This is a genomic window from uncultured Roseobacter sp. (assembly GCF_947488185.1).
Taxonomy (GTDB): Bacteria; Pseudomonadota; Alphaproteobacteria; order Rhodobacterales; family Rhodobacteraceae; genus Roseobacter.
On the sequence record NZ_CANKYM010000003.1, the window covers coordinates 762,925 to 784,111 of the forward strand.

General features: G+C 61.0%; 17 protein-coding genes. 11 read left to right on the forward strand and 6 right to left on the reverse strand.

Annotated features, from left to right (window positions below):
* Positions 1-2: 2 nt before the first annotated feature.
* Together purL and Q1A52_RS14940 are read right to left on the reverse strand one after the other, a co-directional pair.
* Positions 3-2,162, reverse strand: coding sequence for a phosphoribosylformylglycinamidine synthase subunit PurL (gene purL, locus Q1A52_RS14935; protein WP_300016935.1), 2,160 nt, complete (start codon positions 2,160-2,162; stop codon positions 3-5).
* Positions 2,163-2,426: 264 nt separating this feature from the next.
* Complete coding sequence (locus tag Q1A52_RS14940) at positions 2,427-3,332, reverse strand: LysR family transcriptional regulator (RefSeq protein WP_195820479.1); 906 nt, start codon at positions 3,330-3,332, stop codon at positions 2,427-2,429.
* Positions 3,333-3,505: 173 nt separating this feature from the next.
* Here Q1A52_RS14940 and Q1A52_RS14945 point away from each other — a divergent pair, with 173 nt between their 5' ends.
* From Q1A52_RS14945 to Q1A52_RS14990, 10 genes are all read left to right on the forward strand, one after another.
* Entirely contained in the window at positions 3,506-6,925 is a 3,420-nt protein-coding gene (locus Q1A52_RS14945) for an indolepyruvate ferredoxin oxidoreductase family protein (RefSeq protein ID WP_300016938.1), read from the forward strand.
* Between the two features lie 85 nt (positions 6,926-7,010).
* Positions 7,011-7,883 (forward strand): lysophospholipid acyltransferase family protein, encoded by an 873-nt coding sequence (locus Q1A52_RS14950; protein WP_300016941.1) that lies wholly within the window; start codon positions 7,011-7,013, stop codon positions 7,881-7,883.
* 26 nt (positions 7,884-7,909) lie between these two features.
* A complete protein-coding gene (gene murI / locus Q1A52_RS14955) occupies positions 7,910-8,719 on the forward strand; it encodes a glutamate racemase (protein WP_300016944.1) in 810 nt (269 codons plus the stop codon).
* Between the two features lie 30 nt (positions 8,720-8,749).
* On the forward strand, positions 8,750-9,778 hold the full coding sequence (gene argC, locus Q1A52_RS14960) for an N-acetyl-gamma-glutamyl-phosphate reductase (RefSeq protein ID WP_300016946.1): 1,029 nt from the start codon (positions 8,750-8,752) through the stop codon (positions 9,776-9,778).
* 6 nt (positions 9,779-9,784) lie between these two features.
* On the forward strand, positions 9,785-10,228 hold the full coding sequence (ccmE, locus tag Q1A52_RS14965; RefSeq protein ID WP_195820475.1) for a cytochrome c maturation protein CcmE: 444 nt from the start codon (positions 9,785-9,787) through the stop codon (positions 10,226-10,228).
* A 93-nt stretch (positions 10,229-10,321) separates the two neighbouring features.
* The gene (locus Q1A52_RS14970) at positions 10,322-10,933 is read left to right on the forward strand and encodes a holin-associated N-acetylmuramidase (protein ID WP_195820474.1); all 612 of its coding nucleotides are present in this window, start codon (positions 10,322-10,324) and stop codon (positions 10,931-10,933) included.
* On the forward strand, positions 10,924-11,514 hold the full coding sequence (locus tag Q1A52_RS14975) for a holin family protein (protein WP_300016951.1): 591 nt from the start codon (positions 10,924-10,926) through the stop codon (positions 11,512-11,514). The genes Q1A52_RS14970 and Q1A52_RS14975 overlap by 10 nt, the downstream gene beginning before the upstream one ends.
* Before the next feature lie 60 nt (positions 11,515-11,574).
* Positions 11,575-13,539 (forward strand): heme lyase CcmF/NrfE family subunit, encoded by a 1,965-nt coding sequence (locus tag Q1A52_RS14980; protein WP_300016954.1) that lies wholly within the window; start codon positions 11,575-11,577, stop codon positions 13,537-13,539.
* A complete protein-coding gene (locus tag Q1A52_RS14985) occupies positions 13,536-13,988 on the forward strand; it encodes a cytochrome c-type biogenesis protein (protein WP_300016957.1) in 453 nt (150 codons plus the stop codon). The genes Q1A52_RS14980 and Q1A52_RS14985 overlap by 4 nt, the downstream gene beginning before the upstream one ends.
* A gap of 69 nt (positions 13,989-14,057) precedes the next feature.
* Positions 14,058-14,834 carry an enoyl-CoA hydratase-related protein gene (locus Q1A52_RS14990; protein WP_300016960.1) on the forward strand — a complete coding sequence of 259 codons (777 nt, stop codon included), beginning with the start codon at positions 14,058-14,060 and terminating at the stop codon, positions 14,832-14,834.
* A gap of 2 nt (positions 14,835-14,836) precedes the next feature.
* On the opposite strand, the gene Q1A52_RS14995 is transcribed toward Q1A52_RS14990, so the two are convergent.
* The 3 genes from Q1A52_RS14995 to gltX all read right to left on the reverse strand — a co-directional run bounded on the left by Q1A52_RS14995 (position 14,837) and on the right by gltX (position 18,333).
* Entirely contained in the window at positions 14,837-15,148 is a 312-nt protein-coding gene (locus Q1A52_RS14995) for a hypothetical protein (protein WP_300016963.1), read from the reverse strand.
* 392 nt (positions 15,149-15,540) lie between these two features.
* Positions 15,541-16,836, reverse strand: coding sequence for a citrate synthase (gene gltA / locus Q1A52_RS15000; RefSeq protein ID WP_300016966.1), 1,296 nt, complete (start codon positions 16,834-16,836; stop codon positions 15,541-15,543).
* 87 nt (positions 16,837-16,923) lie between these two features.
* Positions 16,924-18,333, reverse strand: a complete 1,410-nt coding sequence (gene gltX, locus Q1A52_RS15005) for a glutamate--tRNA ligase (protein WP_300016969.1) — start codon at positions 18,331-18,333, stop codon at positions 16,924-16,926.
* A gap of 89 nt (positions 18,334-18,422) precedes the next feature.
* On the opposite strand from gltX, the gene Q1A52_RS15010 reads away from it, so the two are divergent.
* On the forward strand, positions 18,423-20,471 hold the full coding sequence (locus Q1A52_RS15010) for a ComEC/Rec2 family competence protein (RefSeq protein ID WP_300016972.1): 2,049 nt from the start codon (positions 18,423-18,425) through the stop codon (positions 20,469-20,471).
* On the opposite strand, the gene lexA is transcribed toward Q1A52_RS15010, so the two are convergent.
* Complete coding sequence (gene lexA, locus Q1A52_RS15015; RefSeq protein WP_299826993.1) at positions 20,465-21,166, reverse strand: transcriptional repressor LexA; 702 nt, start codon at positions 21,164-21,166, stop codon at positions 20,465-20,467. The two genes, Q1A52_RS15010 and lexA, sit on opposite strands and share 7 nt — an antisense overlap.
* Positions 21,167-21,187 lie beyond the last annotated feature (21 nt).

The following is a 21,187-nucleotide window of genomic DNA, read 5'->3' on the forward strand; positions in this document are numbered from 1 at the left end:
CGTCAGGCGACCGCATCGGCAAAGGCGCTGCGGTACAAGACGGAAAGCGCCGTCATTGACGCGGTGCTGCCACCCATCTTGACGTCATAGCCGCCAAAGGTGCCGACTTTCTCCAGCGTGAGACCGGCCGTTTTGGCCGCAGCCAGCAATGTTTCCGCGTCATCCGCTTCGCAGGAGATCAGGTAACGCCCCTGATCCTCGCCAAAGAGTTTGCCGGTGTCACCCGTCTCCAGTGTCACACCCAACCCGGCGTTTTCCGCCATTTCAAAGGCAGCCAATGCCAGACCGCCATCAGACAAGTCACTACAGGCGGCGATGGCGGCGCGGTTGGCGCGAATGAAATCGCCATGCGCCACTTCCTGTGCCAGATCCACCGGCGGGGCATCGCCCTCGGCACGGTCAAAGACCTCTGCCAGCAGGGCCGATTGCCCCAGATGCCCGGCGGTTTCCCCCAGCACCAGCGCCACCTGATTTTCATTCACGTCACAGCCGATGATGTCATCCACATGCGCAATCAGACCCACCGCGCCGATGGTTGGTGTCGGCAGGATCGCCGCGCCGTCTGTTTCGTTGTAAAGCGATACGTTGCCCGAAACGATAGGCATATCCAGCGCCTTCACAGCCTCTCCAATGCCTTTGATCGCGCCGACGAACTGGCCCATGATGCGCGGCTTTTCCGGGTTGCCGAAATTCATGTTGTCGGTCGTTGCCAAGGGGGTGGCCCCGACGGCGGTCAGGTTGCGGTAGGCTTCGGCGACGGCCTGTTTGCCGCCCTCAACCGGGTTGGCCTGCACATAGCGCGGCGTGACATCCGAGGTGAAGGCCAGCGCCTTGTCGGTGCCGTGCACCCGCACGATGCCTGCGCCGATGCCGGGAATGCGCACGGTATCGGCCATGACCATTGTGTCGTATTGCGTGTAGACCCATTCCTTGGCCGCGTAGTTCGGGCTCAGAATAAGCTTCCTGAGGGCATCCATCGGATCGACTTCCAAATCCTCGGTAAAGGCGGCGGGGGCGGGGGTTTCCTCCCACGGGCGATCGTACTCCGGGGCCGTGCCTGCCAGTGTCTTGAGCGGCAGATCGGCTTTGACCTCGCCATTGTGCACGATGAGGAAGCGATCTTCGGCAATGGTTTCGCCGACAATTGCGAAATCGAGGTCCCATTTGTCGAACACCGCCTTTGCTTCCGCTTCCAGCTCGGGGCGCAGCACCATCAGCATGCGCTCCTGGCTCTCTGACAGCATCATCTCATAGGCGGTCATGGCGTCTTCGCGCACGGGCACGTTTTCCAGATCGAGCCGCACGCCGAGGTTGCCCTTGTCGCCCATCTCCACGGCGGAGCAGGTCAGCCCGGCGGCCCCCATGTCCTGAATGGAGATCACGGCACCCGTCTGCATCAGCTCCAGCGTCGCCTCCATCAGGCGCTTTTCGGTGAAGGGGTCACCAACCTGCACGGTGGGGCGTTTTTCCTCGATGGTATCGTCAAACTCGGCAGAGGCCATGGTGGCCCCACCGACACCGTCGCGCCCGGTTTTGGCACCAAGATAGACCACCGGCATGCCGACACCCGAGGCGGCGGAGTAGAAAATCTTGTCTGCATCCGCGAGACCGGCGGCAAAGGCATTCACAAGGCAGTTGCCGTTATAGGCCGGATCAAACCGGACCTCGCCACCGACAGTTGGGACACCGAAACAATTGCCGTAGCCGCCGATGCCCTCGACAACGCCGTTGACCAATTGCCGGGTCTTGGGATGCGCGGGCTCTCCGAAGCTCAGCGAATTCATCGCCGCGATGGGCCGTGCACCCATGGTGAAGACATCACGTAAAATGCCGCCCACCCCGGTGGCCGCGCCCTGATAGGGTTCGATATAGCTGGGGTGGTTGTGGCTCTCCATCTTGAACACGACCGCCTGGCCGTTGCCGATGTCCACGACGCCCGCGTTCTCGCCCGGGCCACAGATTACCTGCGGACCTTCCGTAGGCAGGGTGCGCAGCCACTTCTTGGACGACTTGTAGGAGCAATGCTCGTTCCACATAGCGGAGAAGATGCCCAATTCGGTAAATGTCGGCGTGCGGCCCACGATTTCGAGAATGCGCTCGTATTCATCCGGGCTCAGCCCGTGTTTTGCGATCAGATCCGGTGTGATGGCAGGTTCAGTCATCGCGCGTCAGGCCCCCCGTGGCAGTGTTGCGCTGTCTTTAGAGGAAGGGGCAGGCAGGGAAAAGGGCAAAGCCGGATCGGCCTTGACGAAAAAAAAAGGCCGAGCACGAAGCTCGGCCAAGTCCAACAGGGAGGTATGAAGGCAGATGCAGGGCATCCGCTCCTTCACGAGATCAAATAAGTGGCGACCTGCACACGATCAAGGCTAATTCTGTATAAGAGTCAGCATGTCAGATATGCGGATTTTGCATAGCTGACCGGATGATCAAGGATTCTGTTTGTCTCTCAACTGTTTGCGGTAACTGATGATCTCTTCCTGAACGAAATCCTTGAAGGCAGAGACCCGCTGGGAATGCCGCAACTCTTCCGGATATGCCAGAAAAACAGGCACATCTGCGGATTCCAAATCCGGCAGCACACGCACCAGATCGGGAAAATCCTGTGTGACGTAATCCGGCAGTACGCCGATTCCGAGGTTGTGCAGGACGCCCTGCAGAACACCGAAGTAATTGTTGACCGTCAGAAGCGAGCGGATGTCATAGGTCATCAGGTGCTGGACGAGGTTCAGACCGGCGCCCACCTGATCGCTGTCCGTATTCTGGCAGATGAGCCTGTGGTCCGCGATGTTCTCGATTTCTTTGGGCGTGCCGTTCTCTGCCAGGTAATCGGGCGTGGCGAACAGACACATGCGGATCATCATCAGCTTTTTGCGAATGAGGTCGGCCTGGCTGGGTTCTTTCATGCGAATGGCGACATCCGCCTCGCGCATTGGCAGGTCGAGCACGCGCTCTTCGAGCATCAGGTCGATTTTAAGGTCCGGGTATTGCTCATAGAGCTTGGGCAGGCGAGGCGCGAGCCAGAGCGTGCCGAACCCGGTTGTCGTCGTGACCCGAAGCTCGCCAAACACTTCTTCTTCGCTGTCGCGAATGCGCGCAGAGGCCGTGTCGAGCCGTTTGGTCATGGCCGACGTTGCGTCGAACAGCAATTCCCCCTGTTCGGTGAGAATCAGGCCCCGTGCGTGGCGGTGAAACAGCGTGGTGTTGAGCATCTCTTCGAGCCCACGCACCTGCCGACTGACCGCCGATTGCGACAGATTCAGCTTATCGCCGGCGTGGGTCAAAGACCCCGCATCCGCTACTGCGTGAAATATTCTAAGCTTATCCCAATCCATGTCGCATCCCGTGCAAACCCTCCGGCACGTCCTAGCGACATATTGTTTCGAAATACAGAGAAGGTGGTGATCTGAGCGGCGAAAAGTAAAAAATCCCCTATACAGGTCAGTCTTTGTGACCTAATATTGCGGTAAATCTGTGCAAGACTGGGCAAACGCTGGGGAGGCGACCGATGAGCACTCAGAAAGTATCGCTAAATGACCGTTACGACCTGACAAAGAGCCCGGTGCTGCTGAATGGCACGCAGGCTCTTGTGCGCCTGATGATGATGCAGAAAGCGCTGGATCGCGCCGCGGGGCTGAACACCGCTGGGCTGGTCACGGGATACCGTGGCTCACCACTGGGCGCGGTGGACATACAGATGCAGCGGGCGCTGAAACCCCTGTCCGAACATGACATTACCTTTCAGACGGGCCTGAACGAAGACCTGGCGGCCACGGCGCTCTGGGGCAGCCAGCAGGCGGAACTGCGCGGCGAAGGCAAGTTCGATGGTGTCTTTGGCCTGTGGTACGGCAAGGGCCCGGGGGTGGACCGCACCGGCGATGTGATGCGCCACGCCAATATGGCGGGCAGCTCTGCGCACGGCGGCGTGCTGATGGCCATGGGCGATGATCACACCGGCGAAAGCTCCACGGTGTTGCACCAGTCCGAATGGGCCATGGTGGACGCCTATATGCCGGTCGTGAGCCCCGCAGGGGTGCAGGAAATCCTCGACTACGGGCTTTACGGCTTTGCGCTCAGCCGGTTTTCCGGCCTGTGGGTCGGGTTGAAGACGATGAAGGACACCATCGAAGTGACATCCGTCGTCGACGCGGATTCCGGACGCGCGTCTTTTGTTCTGCCGACCTTTGAGATGCCGGACGGCGGGCTGAACATCCGGCTCATCGACACGCCGCACGCGCAGGAAGCGCGCATGATCGACTACAAGCGCTTTGCCGCGGAAGCCTTCAGCCACGCCAACAAGATGGACAAGCGTGTGTGGGGCAAACCGGGTGCCAAGATCGGTTTTGTCGCCGCGGGCAAGAACTGGCTCGATCTGGAACATGCGCTGACGCTCTTGAACATCGACGGTGCGGAGGCGGAGCGGCTGGGCATCACCACCTACAAGATTGGCCAGACCTTCCCGCTTGATATGAAAGGCTTCCACGACTGGGCCGAAGACCTCGATCTGATTGTCGTTGTGGAGGAAAAGCGCAAGCTGATCGAAGTGCAGATCAAGGAAGCGATTTTCGATGATCGCCGCGGCCGGCGGGTCTATGGCTGGCACAAGGGCGGCGGTGCAGGGTCGATGCACGGCGAAGAGCTGTTCCCGACACGCGGCGCGCTCGATCCGATCATGATTGCCGAGAAGTTGGGCGGCATTTTGATCGAAGAAGGGCGTGATAACGATAGGTTACTTGCAGGCCTCAAAGTTCTTGAAGACGCCCGCCGAAACGACAATGCCGAGGATATCGCGACCCGGTTGCCGTACTTTTGCTCCGGCTGCCCGCATAACTCCTCCACGAAACTGCCGGAGGGGTCACGTGCCTACGCAGGCATCGGATGTCATTATATGGTGCAGTGGATGGACCGTGAAACCACCGGTTTCACCCACATGGGCGGCGAAGGCGCGAATTGGATTGGCGAGGCGCCGTTTTCTACGCGTGGCCATGTGTTCCAGAACCTCGGAGACGGCACCTACAACCATTCCGGTGTGCAGGCCATTCGTGCGGCGTTGAACGCGAAGACCAACATTACCTACAAGATCCTTTACAATGACGCCGTGGCCATGACCGGCGGACAGCACAATGAAGGGGATCTGGATGCGCCTCGGATCGTCAAGGAGCTGCAGGCGATGGGTGTGCCGAACATCGCCGTGGTCTATGATGAGAAAGAAGATGTTGATCTCAAGGCGTTTTCCGATGTTGAAATCCACGAGAGAGCACATTTGCAAACTGTACAGGAGAAGTTTGCAAAGCAGTCTGGTGTCTCGGCGATTGTCTACATCCAGACCTGTGCCGCTGAAAAGCGCCGGCGCCGCAAGCGGGGGCTGTTCCCCGATCCGGACAAACGCGTTTTCATCAACACGGACGTCTGTGAAGGCTGTGGCGATTGCGGAGTGCAGTCCAATTGCGTGTCCATCGTGCCAAAGGAAACGGAATTGGGGCGCAAACGCGCCATTGATCAATCCTCCTGCAACAAGGACTACAGCTGTGTGAAAGGCTTTTGCCCGTCCTTTGTGACGCTGGAGGGGGCCAAAGTCCGCAAAGACCCGACCACAAAGCTGGACTTGCCCGACCTGCCACAGCCTGATCTGCCCACGATCAACGGCACGTGGAACGTGGTGATCACAGGCGTCGGTGGCACGGGTGTCGTGACCATCGGCGCGGTGATGGCGCAGGCGGCGCATATTGATGGTAAGGGCGCTGGTATGATGGAGATGGCCGGGCTGGCGCAAAAAGGTGGCGCCGTGCATATCCATTGCCGCCTTGCCGAAAAACCCGGGGATATCAACGCAATCCGAGTGGCAACCGGCGAGGCGGATGCGCTGATTGGCGGTGATCTTGTTGTCTCTGCCGGGGCAAAGACACTTGGTCTGACGCGCGCGGACCGTACCGGGGCCGTGGTCAACAGCCATGAAATCATCACCGGCGACTTTACCCGCGACACGGAATTTCAATTGCCCAGCGAACGGTTGTCCCTGGCGCTCGAAGCGCGGCTGAAAGACCGGCTTGATCTCTTTGACGCCTCAGACCTCGCCAAGGCAACCTTGGGCGATTCCATCTTTTCCAACATGATGATCTTCGGCGCGGCTTGGCAGCGAGGGCTGATCCCTCTATCGGCTGAGGCCATTACGCAAGCCATCACGCTCAACGGCGCTGCGGTGGAGCGGAACCTGCGCGCCTTTGACATTGGCCGGTGGGCGGTGCTGTTCCCGGAAGATGCGGCGGCGGTGTTGTCGCCCAAGGTCGTTCAGCTTCCGAAGACGCAGCAGGAGAAGATTGCTTTCCGGGCGGATCACCTCACCGCCTATCAAAGCGGTCGGCTCGCGCGGAAGTACCGCAAGTTCCTCGAGGGAATTTCAGACGAAAATCTGCGCGATGCCGCTTTGAAAGGGTATCATAAGCTGCTGACTTACAAGGATGAATACGAAGTGGCGCGCCTGCTCTTGTCGAGCCGGGAGAAGGCTACGGCAGAGTTTGACGGTGATTTCAAAATGACCTTCAACCTGGCCCCGCCGATGTTGTCCAAAAAGGGCCCTGACGGGCGGCCCATGAAACGCACCTTCGGTCCATGGCTGGAAAAACCGCTGCGCATCCTGGCCCGCTTCAAGCGGTTGCGCGGCACGCCCTTCGATCCATTTGGATACACGCGGGAACGCCGCATGGAGCGCGCGCTGATCAAGCAATATGAGCGTGACATGCGCGAGGTTCTGCCCCTGCTGAGCGATGCGACGAAGCCTGCCATGATTGCGCTTGCGGAACTGCCGCTTCAGATCAAGGGGTTTGGGCCAGTCAAGGAAGCGCATGAAGTAAAAGCGGCCAAGCGGCGCGAGGAATTGCTGGCAACGATACGCGCCGGGGGCACGGAAACGGCGCGCGCCGCGGAGTAGTGTCACATTGGTGTTATAATCACTGGGCATAGAGCGTCACCAAAGCTAGGGTTTGGCCAGACCGACCATGCACGGAGCCAAAGGGATGCGCCGCAACATCACGCGGGATATCAGCTATTCATACTCCGCCGAAACCAAAGGTGGCCGTGCCCTGATCCGCGTAATGGAGAACAGCACCGGTCGTCTGCGTCTCATTAAGCGGGCCCGCGGGTATGAACGTGAGGTCGCGAGGGGCCGCGATTTCTTTGATGTTATGGTGGACCGCTATGGTCTCTCCCTCGATGTCGTGTCGGGGTCGCTGGATAACATTCCGCGCGGCGGACCGCTGGTCCTGATCGCCAACCACCCCTATGGCATTCTCGACGGTCTGATGATGGGGCACATTCTGGCGCGGACGCGGGGCGATTTCCGCATTCTGGCCAATTCAGTGTTCCGCAAGGCCGAGGATCTGAACCGTGTCATTCTGCCGATCAGTTTCGAGACGACCAAGGACGCGTTGGCGCTCAATATTGCCACCCGGAAAACGGCGCTCGACTATCTGCGCGATGGGGGGGCGATTGGTATCTTTCCGGGCGGCACGGTCAGCACCGCCGCGCGCCCGTTTTCGCGCCCCATGGACCCGGGCTGGCGCAGCTTTACCGCGCGCATGATCGGCAAGTCCGGTGCCACGGTCCTGCCGGTTTACTTTGACGGGCACACCAGCCGCCTGTTTCAGATCGCCAGTCACATGCATTCCACGCTGCGCATGGGATTGCTGATCAAGGAGTTCCGAAAACGCGTGGACACGCCCGTCCGCATTGCCGTTGGGCAGCCCATTGGGCGTGATGTGCTCGACCCTTTGGCGAAAGACGGCAAAGCGATGATGGATTTCCTGCGCAAAGCAACGTATGAGCTTTCCACGGACCCGGATAAACGATTTGATCTGGGTTATGAATTCGAAGAGCGGCACCGGTCCTGAGCGGGTGCCACAAAGGCACCGGACGCATGGCAGTTGGCATTTTTGATAGCGGATTGGGCGGGTTAACCGTTTTGGAGGCAGCGCAGAAGCGTCTGCCTGAGGTGCCCTTTGTCTATCTGGCGGACAGTGCCCATGCGCCCTACGGAGTGCGCACGGCGGATGATATCTATGAGCTGACCTGTACGGCAGTCTCGCGGCTTTTCGAGGCGGGGTGTGATCTGGTGATTCTCGCCTGTAACACCGCGTCGGCGGCAGCATTGCGTCGGATGCAGGAATCCTGGGTGCCCGAGGACAAGCGGGTGCTGGGCGTTTTCGTGCCGCTGATCGAGGCGATGACTGAACGGCAGTGGGGGGACAATTCCCCGCCACGCGAAGTGGACGTCAAACATGTCGCCTTGTTCGCCACGCCTGCCACCGTTGCCAGCCGCGCGTTTCAGCGGGAACTGGCGTTTCGGGCCATCGGCGTGGATGTGGAGGCGCAGGCCTGCGGTGGCGTTGTCGATGCCATAGAGGATGGCGATATGATCCTGGCGGAGGCGCTGGTGCGCAGCCACGTCGACGCGCTCAAACGCAAGATGCCCGATCCGGATGCGGCCATTCTGGGTTGTACGCATTACCCGTTGCTGCAGGACATCTTTCAGGATGCCCTTGGCGAGAACGTGCGGGTATTCAGTCAGGCGACATTGGTTGCAGAGAGCCTGGCGGATTATCTGACCCGTCATGCCGATATGGCGGGGGCGGGCGACAGCGATTTCCTGACCACCGGCGATCCGCGCCGTGTGAGCGACCGGGCGACACAGTTTTTGCGACGACAGATCACCTTTCAATCTGCCTGAGCATTTCAACTCTATCGAGACGGACCTTCCATGACCTATTCCATCGCCATCCTTGGCGCCTCTGGCTACACGGGCGCAGAACTCATTCGGCTGATCGCCGAGCATCCTCATCTGAACATCACCGCGCTTGGCGCACATTCCAAAGCCGGGCAGTCCATGGCGCAGGTGTTCCCGCATCTACGCCATCTGGACCTGCCCACGCTTTTGCCAATAGGTGACATCGACTTTGCAAACATCGATCTGTGCTTTTGCGCCCTGCCGCATAAGACCAGCCAGGAGGTGATTGCCAAATTGCCCGCCGACCTGAAGATCGTCGATCTGAGCGCGGATTTCCGTCTGCGGGACCCGGAGGCCTACCGGCAGTGGTACGGCAATGAACACGCCGCGGTGGAGCATCAAAAGGAAGCGGTCTACGGGTTGACCGAGTTCTACCGCAACGAAATAAGATCGGCGAGGCTGGTTGCTGGCACCGGGTGCAATGCGGCGACCGGGCAGTTTGTGCTGCGTCCCCTGATCCAGACCGGGTTGATCGACCTCGACGAGATCATCCTCGATCTCAAATGCGCCGTGTCCGGGGCAGGGCGGAGCCTGAAGGAAAACCTGCTACATGCCGAATTGTCCGAAGGCTACCACGGGTATGCCGTGGGTGGGACGCATCGGCACTTGGGTGAATTCGATCAGGAATTCAGCGCCCTGGCGGGCAGGCCGGTCAAGATACAGTTCACGCCCCATCTGATCCCGGCCAATCGCGGCATTCTGGCGACCGCCTATGTCAAGGGGGCGGCAGATGCGGTTCATCAGGCGCTGGTGGATGCTTATGAGAACGAGCCCTTCATCGAGGTGCTGCCGTTCGGAGAAACCCCCAGCACGCACCATGTCCGTGGCTCCAATTTCTGTCATATCGGCGTTGCGGCGGACCGCATTGACGGCAGGGCGATCATCATTGGCGCGCTTGATAACCTGACAAAAGGTAGCAGCGGGCAGGCGTTGCAAAATGCCAACCTGATGTTAGATATTGAAGAGACCGCAGGGCTGATGATGGCCCCGCTTTTCCCGTGAGGATGGATGAAAAGTCTCAAGAAACAGCGTCGTATTCAGGTCATCGCCGTGGCGGTGGTGGCCTTGACGCTCTCGACGGCGCTGATCGGTTATGCGATGCGCGATGGCATCAACTTCTTCCGCGCGCCCAGCCAGATCGTGGCCGAACCGCCGGGACCATCTGAGGTCTTCCGCATCGGCGGGCTGGTCGAGGAAGGCTCCATCGTGCGCGGACAGGGCGAGACGATCCGCTTTAGCGTGACCGATGGTGGTGCCGTTGTCCCGGTGACCTACACCGGCGTTTTGCCTGATCTTTTCGAGGAAAATCAGGGGATGGTCGGCACCGGGCGCTACATTGACGGCGTCTTCGAAGCCCATGAAATCCTTGCAAAACATGACGAAACCTACATGCCTGCAGAGGTCGTGGATGCGCTCAAGGAGCAAGGGGTCTATCAGGACCCGAACGGTTAGCACCGTACGGTGGTTAAGAACGCACCGTTAGCCCATGTTTACCATTAATTGACTTTATCCGCCGCGACGTGATGCGAGCGGAGGGCAGTCAATATGCAAACGGTCAGAGAGATCGCGACGGAAATCGTTGCACGCGAGGGGGGGTTCGTGAACGACCCCGACGACCCGGGCGGGGCCACCAACTACGGCGTGACGATCCATACCATGCGGGCCCTGGGCATCGATCTGGACCGGGATGGGGCGGTGACGATCTCCGACGTGCGCGCGCTGACCCGGGAGCATGCGATTGAGATCTTTGAAAAACACTATTTCGAGAAACCGCTGATCGCTTTGCTGCCGCCGGTGCTGCAAGCCTCGGTCTTTGACATGTATGTTAACGCGGGCGCCAATGCGGTGAAAATCCTGCAGCGGCTGTTGCGGGATATGGGGCACAAGATTGCCGTGGATGGCATTCTGGGGCCAAAGAGCATTGCGGCGGCACAGGCGGCCTATCTCGACGCGCCAAACCATCTGGCCGACGCCTACGGGATTGCCCGGCGGAACTATTATTTCCGCATCGCGGACAGACGTGTTGCTAGCCGAAAATATGCCCGCACACGTGCCGGCGGCAAAGGCGGTTGGATCAAGCGGGCCGAGGAGTTCATCTCCCGGCAATATCACATGACAGAGCAGCAATTTAAGCAAAGGGTGGCAGGATGGGTCTGATCTCGGGATTTCTCAACATCATTTTTGGAAATGATCGCAACGTGATACTGGAAACTGCGGAGGTGTTTCGGGAGAACACCGAAGAGGGGGCGGAGCGGTCGCAGGAGCTGCGCCTTGAGGCGATGAAACAGTTCGCCCGCGAATTCGAAGCCTCCAAACAGGGCTGGTTCGATCAGGTGATGGATGGCGTCAACCGGATACCACGTCCGGCGCTGGCCTTGGGGACGCTGGGGCTTTTCCTTGCGGCAATGATTGACCCGATCTGGTTTTCCGCGCGCATGCAGGGCATCGCACTGGTGCCGGAACCTTTGTGGTGGCTGTTGGGGGTGGTGGTGTCCTTCTACTTCGGCGCGCGGCATCAGGTCAAAAGCCAGCAATTCCAGCGATCCATTGCGCAAACCATGTCGCTGGCGCCGAAGGTGGCGGAAAATCTCTCCACGCTCCGCGCGTTGCGGCCCACGTCGCCGGGTCTTGCCGATACCGGTCACGATGCGCGCCTGGCGAGCCTGTCGGTGCTGCCGGATGATAACTCCGCCCTTGTCGACTGGCGTGCCCGGAAAGGTCCAGCCGCGACAAAGTGATCGCCTCGGCTGGCGCGATTGTCATTGGAAGCCTCTGCGTGGCCCCGTATACTCAGGGCCATGATCACAGAGTTTGGACATTTCGCGCTGATCCTGGCCTTCCTGGTGGCCATTGTTCAGATGGTGGTACCTCTGGTCGGCGCGCACAAGCGCTGGCCCGCGTGGATGGCGGTGGCGGAGCCCGCTGCCTCCGCGCAGTTTCTGCTGACGGCCTTTTCCTTCGCCGCGCTGATGTATGCTTTCATCACCTCTGACTTCAGCCTGCGTCTGGTCACGCTGAACAGCCACTCGGCCAAGCCGATGATCTATAAGATCAGCGGCACATGGGGAAATCACGAGGGCTCCATGCTGCTCTGGGTTCTGATCGTGACGCTCTTCGGCGCGATGGCCGCATGGTTCGGAGGCAATCTGCCACCGACCCTGCGGGCGCGGGTGCTGGCGGTGCAATCCGCCATCGGGGTGGCGTTTTTCGCCTTTATCCTCTTCACGTCGAACCCGTTCTTGCGGCTGGCGGTGCCGCCCTTCGACGGGCAGGACCTGAACCCGCTGCTGCAGGATCCGGGCCTCGCCTTCCATCCGCCCTTTCTCTATCTCGGTTACGTCGGCTTGAGCATGGCGTTCAGCTTTGCCGTCGGCGCCCTGATCGAAGGTCGGGTTGATGCGGCCTGGGGCCGCTGGGTCCGGCCCTGGACGCTGGCGGCCTGGATTTTCCTGACCATTGGCATCGCTCTGGGCTCCTGGTGGGCGTATTACGAGCTCGGCTGGGGCGGTTTCTGGTTCTGGGACCCGGTGGAGAACGCCTCCTTCATGCCCTGGCTGCTGGCTGCGGCCCTGCTGCATTCCGCCATCGTGGTGGAAAAGCGTGAGGCACTGAAAAGCTGGACGATCCTGCTGGCCATTCTCGCCTTTGGCTTCTCGCTCATCGGCACCTTCATCGTGCGGTCGGGCCTGCTGACCTCCGTGCACGCCTTTGCCAATGATCCCGAACGCGGTGTCTTCATCCTGATGATCATGGGGTTCTTTATGGGCGGCGCACTCATTCTCTTTGCGCTGCGGGCCAGCACGATGGAAGCCAAAGGCGTCTTTGGCCTCGTGAGCCGCGAAAGCGCATTGCTCGCCAATAACCTGCTGCTCGCCGTGGCCTGTTTCGTGGTCTTCGTGGGCACGATGTGGCCGCTGGTGGCGGAGATGTTCTTTGACCGCAAGCTGAGCGTCGGCCCGCCCTTCTTCAACATGGCGTTTTCGCCATTCATGCTTGTGTTGGGGCTGATCCTGCCCATCGGTTCGGCCATGCCGTGGAAACGCGCGCGGATCATGCGGGCCATGCGCCCCCTGCGCTATGTCTTTGTACTGGCGCTGGCGATTGGCGGGTTGGCCTATGCGATGCAATCGGGGCGGACCCTGCTGGGGCCCATCGGCATGTTCCTTGCGGCCTGGGTTGTCATGGGCACCATCGTCGATCTGGCACAACGCACCGGGCGTGGGTCCGGGCGCCTGGGCCGCTTGATGCGCTTGCCCCGCGCCGATTGGGGCAAGATGGTTGCCCATGCCGGTCTTGGCATCACGATGATGGGTGTGTCGGGCCTGATGGCGTGGCAGCAGGAGGACATCCGCGTCGCGCAATTCGGCGAACCTTACAGCATCGGGCGCTACACGATCACGCTGGATGATGTGGTGAACAGCGAGGGGCCGAATTACCTCGCCACCACGGGGTTCATCACGCTGGCGCAGGACGGGCGCGAGATTGCACAGCTGCGGCCGGAAAAACGCATCTACCCAGTGGCCCAGATGCCCACCACCGAGGCGGCGATTGACTATGACCTGGCGCGCGACGTCTACGTGGTGATCGGCGACCGTCAGAACGACGGTGGATGGGCGGTGCGGACCTACATCAAGCCGATGACCAACTGGATCTGGATCGGCTCCGGCCTGATGGCCCTGGGCGGATTGCTGAGCCTTTCGGATCGTCGGTTCCGCGTTGCTGCCGGTGCGCGCAAGGGCGCTGTTCCGGTGCCTGCGGAATGATACGCCTCGCGTTGATCCTGATGCTGCTGGCCTGCCCGCTCTGGGCGCTGGACCCGTCCACGGCGCTGGACGACCCGGTGCTGGAGGCGCGGGCCCGCACGATTGATCACGCCCTGCGCTGTGTGGTGTGCCAGTCGGAATCGGTGGCCTTTTCGAACGCCAACTGGGCCGAGGACGCCCGCCGCACCGTGCGCGAGCTGATCACCGAGGGGGCCAGTGATGCCGAGGTGCTGGATTTCTTCGTGGCCCGCTATGGCGAATTTGTCCTGATGTCACCGCGCGCCAGCGGGTCGACCTGGCTTTTGTGGGCGGCGGGACCGGCGATGCTGCTGCTGGCTCTGGGCGTCGGCTATGGATATCTGCGCGGGCGATCCCATGCCAAGGCGCCGCAGGAAGCAGCCCTGTCAGCGGAAGAAGAGGCGCGCCTGCGTGAAATCCTGAAAGATTGACGCCTCGTTGCTCTTTTCTGAACCGGTCAGTTTGCTATGACAGGGGGCGCGGTAAGAAAAGGAAGCCACATGGACTATCAGACGCTGATCTACACGCTGCAGGATGGCGTGGCGACGATCACCCTGAACCGGGTCGAGAAGATGAATGCGCTCAGCACGCAGATGCGGGCGGAGATCGCCTATGCCGTGTCCGAGGCGGGCAAGACTGCGCGTGTGGTGGTGATCACCGGCGCGGGCAAGGCCTTTTGCTCCGGTCAGGATCTGGGCGACCGGGTGAGTGCCGCCAACCTCGATCTGGAACGCACCCTGCGCGATGAATACCAGCCGATGCTGCACGCGATCATCGAATGCCCGGTGCCGACCATTGCGGCGGTGAACGGCCCGGCGGCAGGGGCAGGGGCGAACCTTGCGCTGGCGGCCGATGTGGTGATCGCGGCGGAGAGCGCCTATTTCCTGCAGGCTTTCGCCCGCATTGGCCTGATCCCGGACGCCGGTGGCACCTATGTAATGCCGCGCACCATGGGCACGGCCAAGGCCATGGGGGCCGCCCTTTTTGCCGATAAGATCAGCGCCCGGCAGGCTGATGACTGGGGCCTGATCTGGGAAGCGGTGCCGGATGCGGAATTTGACGCGCATTGGAAGGCCCGCGCGGCGCATCTGGCGCAGGGCCCGACGGCGGCCTATGCGGCGATCAAGAAGGTCATCCGGGGCAGCTGGGACAATTCGATGGAAGACCAGCTGACGCTGGAGGCCAAGCAGCAGGGCCACTGCGGCAAATCACGGGATTTCAAAGAGGGTGTCTTGGCCTTCACCGAAAAACGCCCCGCCCAGTTCGAAGGCCGCTAGGGTCAGTCCCTGGCGGTCACGAAACGTTCTACAAGCAGTACATCGTCCACAGTCAGCCGCGGACCATCGGCACAGGCAACAATGGCCACGGCCACGCCGTTTGCATGCACGGTCTGCACCCCACCTGAAACGTCGGTGATGGTGATGGTGGGCGGTGCCTCTCCCTTGTCGTAAACCACGGCGATCTTGTCCTCATCCTCGGCCACGTCGGGGATAATCGCCCCTTCGAGTCCGCTGGCGGGGCCCGTGGTCACCGGCATCCGCCGCGCCAGAGGGGTAGTTTTCTGATAAGAGCCGTCCATCTGTCGTGTCATCCGCGCCTCGCAACAATACCATTCCGCGATGATGCGCCCTGCACATGCGGGTGCCTGACGCACCCAACCCCGCGTAACCCAATTCAACTGGCGCAGAAAACCTCGTCCTTCGAAATCCTACCGAAATATGGCAGGGATCGACGGGTCGGTCTGCGCACCCGACGCCTCTACCTAAAGGGTCGTGATCCAAAGGGTCAAGAAATGCGGTTTATTATGCAGAGGTCCGAAACAATGACACATTTCGAACACATTTCGCTGAAGGATTGAGAGACAGTCCGCGCCGCAAATATCGGTAATCTCAGCAGAAAGGGCGCTTTGTCCACAGCGACACTCTCAGGTGATTCGCCTGTTGCGGGGCCCCGCGCCGGCACATGCCGACGCAGGACGGTTTGTCAGCGGTTTTCGATGTCGATGTAGTTGCGCGAGGTCTCGCCAAGGTAAAGCTGGCGCGGGCGACCAATCTTGTTCTGCGGATCAGCGATCATCTCTTTCCACTGCGAAATCCAGCCGACCGTGCGGCTCAGCGCAAAGATTGGCGTGAACATCGACGTGGGAAAGCCCATCGCCTCTAGGATGATGCCGGAATAGAAATCCACATTCGGGAAGAGCTTTTTCTCCGCGAAATACGGGTCGGCCAGTGCTGCGGCTTCCAGCTCCTTGGCGACCTGCAGAATCGGGTTGTTTTCCACACCCAACAGGTCCAGCACCTCGTCAGCGGATTGCTTCATCACCTTGGCGCGGGGGTCGAAGTTCTTGTAAACCCGGTGACCAAAGCCCATCAGGCGGAAGGGATCCTCTTTGTCCTTCGCGCGGGCGATGAATTCGGGGATGCGGTCCACGGTCCCGATCTCGTTCAGCATCTCCAGGCAGGCCTGGTTCGCCCCGCCATGTGCCGGGCCCCAGAGGCAGGCAATACCGGCTGCGATGCAGGCAAAGGGGTTCGCGCCTGAAGAGGACGCCAGACGCACCGTGGAGGTGGACGCGTTCTGCTCATGATCCGCGTGCAGGGTAAAGATCCGGTCCATCGCACGGCTGAGGATCGGATTGACCTCATAATCTTCGGCAGGCACGGCAAAGCACATGCGCAGGAAGTTGGAGGCATAATCCAGATCATTGCGCGGGTAAACGAAGGGTTGGCCGATTGTGTACTTATAAGCCATCGCGGCAATCGTCGGCATCTTGGCAATCAGGCGGATCGAGGCGACCTCGCGCTGCCATGGATCGGCAATATCGGTGCTGTCGTGATAGAAGGCGGACATCGCGCCGACCACGCCGACCATAACGGCCATGGGGTGCGCATCCCGGCGGAAACCGCGGAAAAAGTTCATCATCTGCTCGTGCAGCATGGTGTGATTGGTCACACGGCTCTCGAAATCCTCCAGCTGCGCGGGCGAGGGAAGCTCGCCGTAGAGCATCAGGTAGCAGACCTCCAGGTAATGCGACATGCCGGCCAGCTGGTCGATGGGATAGCCCCGGTGCAGCAGCTCGCCTTTGTCACCGTCGATGAAGGTGATGGTGCTATCGCAGCTTGCGGTCGAGGTGAAACCGGGATCATAGGTGAACACCCCGGCCTGAGCATAGAGTTTACGGATATCAACCACGTCCGGCCCGGCCGTCGGGGAAAAGATCGGCAGATCGTACTCCTTGCCGTCAATGCTCAGCTTTGCAGATTTTGTGCTTTCGGCCATGGGACGTCCTTCCTGTCTTGCTCGCGGGCGCACCCGCCATCCGGCTCTTGATGCAGGGCGCATCGGGCCAATTCCTTGCGCAGGGTATTACCCGGCGTCTTCAGCTGCATCTGTCAAACGGGCGAGGGTCTCTTCTTGGCCCAGAACCAGCATCATGTCGAATACCGAAGGTGTGACCGCCCGGCCTGCAAGCGCTGCGCGCAGAGGCCCGGCCAGTTTCCCGAACTTGGTGTCCTTGCTTGCCGCAAAAGCGTTCAGGAGGCCCTCCAGATTTTCTCTGTCCCAGCTATCAGTTTGCAACTGCGGCGTCAAATCCTTGAGTATACCACGGGATACCGTATCAAGGTTCTTGGCTGCTTTCTCGTCCGGTTCTACAGGGCGGGAGGTTAACGCAAACTGTGCTTTATCAAGGAGTTCGGGTAAGGTCTTCGCACGCTCTTTCACGCAGTACATGGCGCGCAGCAAGGCGTCTGACTGCGCGTCCGTCAACGCAGGTTCTCCTGCCGCGACACGGTATTCCGCAATTTCCTGCTGCAACGCGGCATCATCGGATTGTGCGATATGCTGGCCCGACAGGTTTTCCAGCTTTTTGAGGTCAAACCGCGCCGGGCTTTTGCCGATTCCATCCAGATCGAACCAGTCGCGGGCCTGCGCATCGGTAAAAAATTCGTCATCGCCATGGCTCCACCCCAGTCGGGCGAGGTAGTTGCGCATGCCCGCTGCCGGGTAACCCATCGCCTGATATTCCTGTGCGCCTAATGCGCCGTGGCGTTTCGACAGTTTCTTGCCATCGGGTCCGTGGATCAGCGGGATATGCGCCCAGACCGGCACATCCCAGCCCATCGCCTCGTAGATCATCATCTGGCGCGCGGCATTATTGAGGTGATCGTCCCCCCGGATCACATGGGTCACGCCCATATCATGGTCATCGACAACAACCGCCAGCATGTAGACGGGCGTGCCATCGGAACGTAACAGCACCATGTCATCGAGTTGGTCGTTGCGGATGGTGACATCGCCCTGCACGCGGTCCCGGATCACGGTTTCGCCCGATTGCGGTGCCTTGATCCGGATCACATAGGGTGCATCGGGATGGGTGCTTGGGTCCGCATCGCGCCACGGGGAGCGGTAGAGCGTGCTTTTGCCTTCGGCGCGCGCGGCTTCACGAAAGGCGGTGATGTCTTCCTGCGTGGCAAAGCATTTGTAGGCTTTGCCGGCGGCCAGCAACTCCTCGGCCACGGCGGCGTGACGGGGCGCGTTTTCGAACTGGCTGACGATCTCGCCATCGTGATCGAGACCCAGCCACGCCATGCCCTGAAGGATGGCGGCTGTGGCTTCGGGGGTGGAGCGGGCGCGATCCGTATCCTCGATCCGCAGCAGGAACTTGCCGCCACGTCCTCGCGCATAAAGCCAGTTAAAGAGCGCCGTGCGCGCGCCCCCAATATGCAGGAAACCGGTGGGAGAGGGCGCGAAACGGGTGACAACGGGCGCGGACATGCAGGTGTTTACCTTTCAGTAACCATGAGGGGCGTAAATCTAGAGTGTCTGTCTATCCAGTGCGCTAACCGGGGGCAAGGAGGTGCTGCGTGACACGGATCCGGGCCATTTTGCTCGATCAACGCGGGTCGCTCTTTGAATGGGTCCCGGTGTGTCTTGCCATTGGCATCGGCCTCTACTTTCTGCTGCGGTTCGAACCTTCCACCGTCTTTCTGGCCAGCGTGGGCTTGGGTGCCTTTCTGATCCTGCTGGCGGGCCGGTGGTTGGGGGAGGCGTTCAGCCCGCTGGCCATCGCCCTTGTCCTTGTCGCATCTGGTTTCCTGCTGGCGGCCTACCGGGCGCATGATGTGGCAAGCCCGGTCATGGGCTGGCGGTACTACGGACCCGTCGAGGGGCGTGTGGTCAATCTGGACCGCAGCAGCTCAGATGCGCTGCGCGTGACATTGGATCAGGTGGTATTGGAGCGGGTCTCGCCCCAACGTACGCCGGAGCGGGTGCGCATCTCGCTGCACGGCGATCAGAGCCTCAGCATCGCCCCGGCACCGGGCCTGCGTGTCATGACCACGGCGCATCTCTCCCCGCCGGGCGGACCGGTGGAACCGGGGGGATTTGATTTCCAGCGCCACGCCTGGTTCGGGCAATTGGGCGGGGTCGGTTACACGCGGGTGCCGCTGCTGGCAATCGCACCACCCCAGGATGATCAACTGGAATTGGCTGTGTTCCGGGTGCGGATGGCCGTTGCCAAACGCATGCTGGATATTCTGCCCGGTGACGTGGGCGGATTTGCCGTCGCGGTCACCACCGGTGCGCGCAGTTCGATCAGCCAGGAAGCGCTCGATGACCTGCGCGCCAGCAATCTGGCGCATCTGCTGGCAATTTCCGGGCTGCACATGGGCCTGTTGACCGGGTTCGTCTTTGCCCTGCTGCGCCTGACAATCGCGCTGGTCCCGCCTTTGGCACTGCGGGTGCCTGCGCGCAAACTGGCGGCGGGCGGCGCGCTGATCGTGGCCTCCGGCTATCTGGCCCTGTCGGGCGGCAATGTCGCAACCGAACGGGCGTTCATCATGGTGGCCGTGGCGCTGACGGCGCTGATGCTGAACCGTCGGGCGATTTCCCTGCGCGCCGTCGCCATCGCTGCCACGATTGTCCTGCTCTTGCGGCCCGAAGCCTTGCTTGGTCCGGGGTTCCAGATGTCTTTCGCCGCCACGACCGCCCTTGTCGCGGTCTTTGGATACATGCGCGATCACCGCATCGGCATGGGGCCGAAATGGGCCAAGCCCGTTGTCGCGGTGTTGATTTCCTCAGGGGTGGCCGGGTTGGCCACGGCGCCCATCGGGGCTGCGCATTTCAACGCGATTTCGCATTACGGGCTGCTGGCCAACCTGACGTCGGTGCCGATGATGGGCACGGTGGTGATCCCCGCTGCCGTGCTGGCGCTGATCCTGGCTCCTCTCGGGCTGGACTGGATCGGGTTGTGGATCATGGGGGTCGGGCTGCGCTGGATCCTCTGGGTGGGCAGTTTCGTGGCCAATCTGGATGGCGCGCGCTCCTTTGTCCATGGACCCGAAGTCATTGTCTTGCCGATGATTGCCCTCGGCTTCTTATGGCTCTGCCTGTGGCAGGGGCGGACGCGGCTGATCGGGGTTGCGCCTGTGCTTGTCGCCTTCTGGCTCTGGGCCACGACGGATCGCCCGGTAGGCCTGATCGCCGAGAATGGCGCGCTTGTGGGGGTGATGACGGATCAGGGCCGTGCGCTCAGCAAGGCCAAGGGCGCAGGCTTTGTCGCGCAGAACTGGCTTGAGAATGACGGCGATGCGACCGATCAGTTCACGGCGGCCGCGCGTTGGCCCGAGACACCCGCAGCCCCTCTGCCGGGGGGCATCGGTGTGACCCACTTGTCCGGCAAAAAGGCGGTTGCGGCTTTTGACGGATGCGCCGAGGGGCAGATTGTCGTCGCCAATCAGGACCTGCCGAAACGCGCGTCATCTTGCATCCTACTTGACCCGGAACGTCTACAGGACATGGGGGCCGTTGCCATCATGCAGAGCGGAGATGGGGTGCGCCTGAGTTCCGTTCGTGACCGGACGGGCGACAGGCTCTGGACCCCGTGGTACCGCGACAAGATGCGCCGTCAGTAAGTGCGGATCAACCCAACGAGCTTGCCCTGCACCTTGACCTGATCTTCGTTGAAAATGCGGGTCTCATAGGCCGGGTTGGCCGCCTCCAGAGCAATCGCATTGCCCTTGCGCATATAGCGTTTCAGCGTTGCTTCGTGATCTTCGACCAGGGCCACGACGATGTCGCCGTTATCTGCCACGTTCGTCTCTTTGATGACGACCACATCGCCATTGTTGATCCCGGCGTCGATCATCGAGTCGCCGCGCACTTCCAACGCATAGTGCTCTCCGGAGCCGGACAGCATCTGACCGGGAACCGCGACACTTTGGGAATGCTGACTGATGGCCTCAATCGGCACGCCCGCTGCGATCCGACCCATTAAGGGTACCTCGGTCGCCGCCACAGGGCGGACAGATTGTGCATTTGCGGGCATCGGCGCGTCCGGTTTGTCGCCATCAATGACACGCGGCGCAAAGCCGGAGGTCGAAGCGCCGCCGAGGCTTTCGGGCAATTTGACAATCTCGATGGCGCGCGCGCGGTGGGCGAGGCGGCGGATAAACCCGCGTTCCTCCAGCGCCGTGATCAACCGATGGATGCCGGACTTCGACCGCAGGTCGAGGGCCTCCTTCATTTCATCGAAACTGGGCGGCACGCCATCGCGTTGCACGCGCTTGTGAATGAATTCCAGTAAATCCAACTGCTTCTTGGTGAGCATCTCATGGTCCTCCGACGCCTG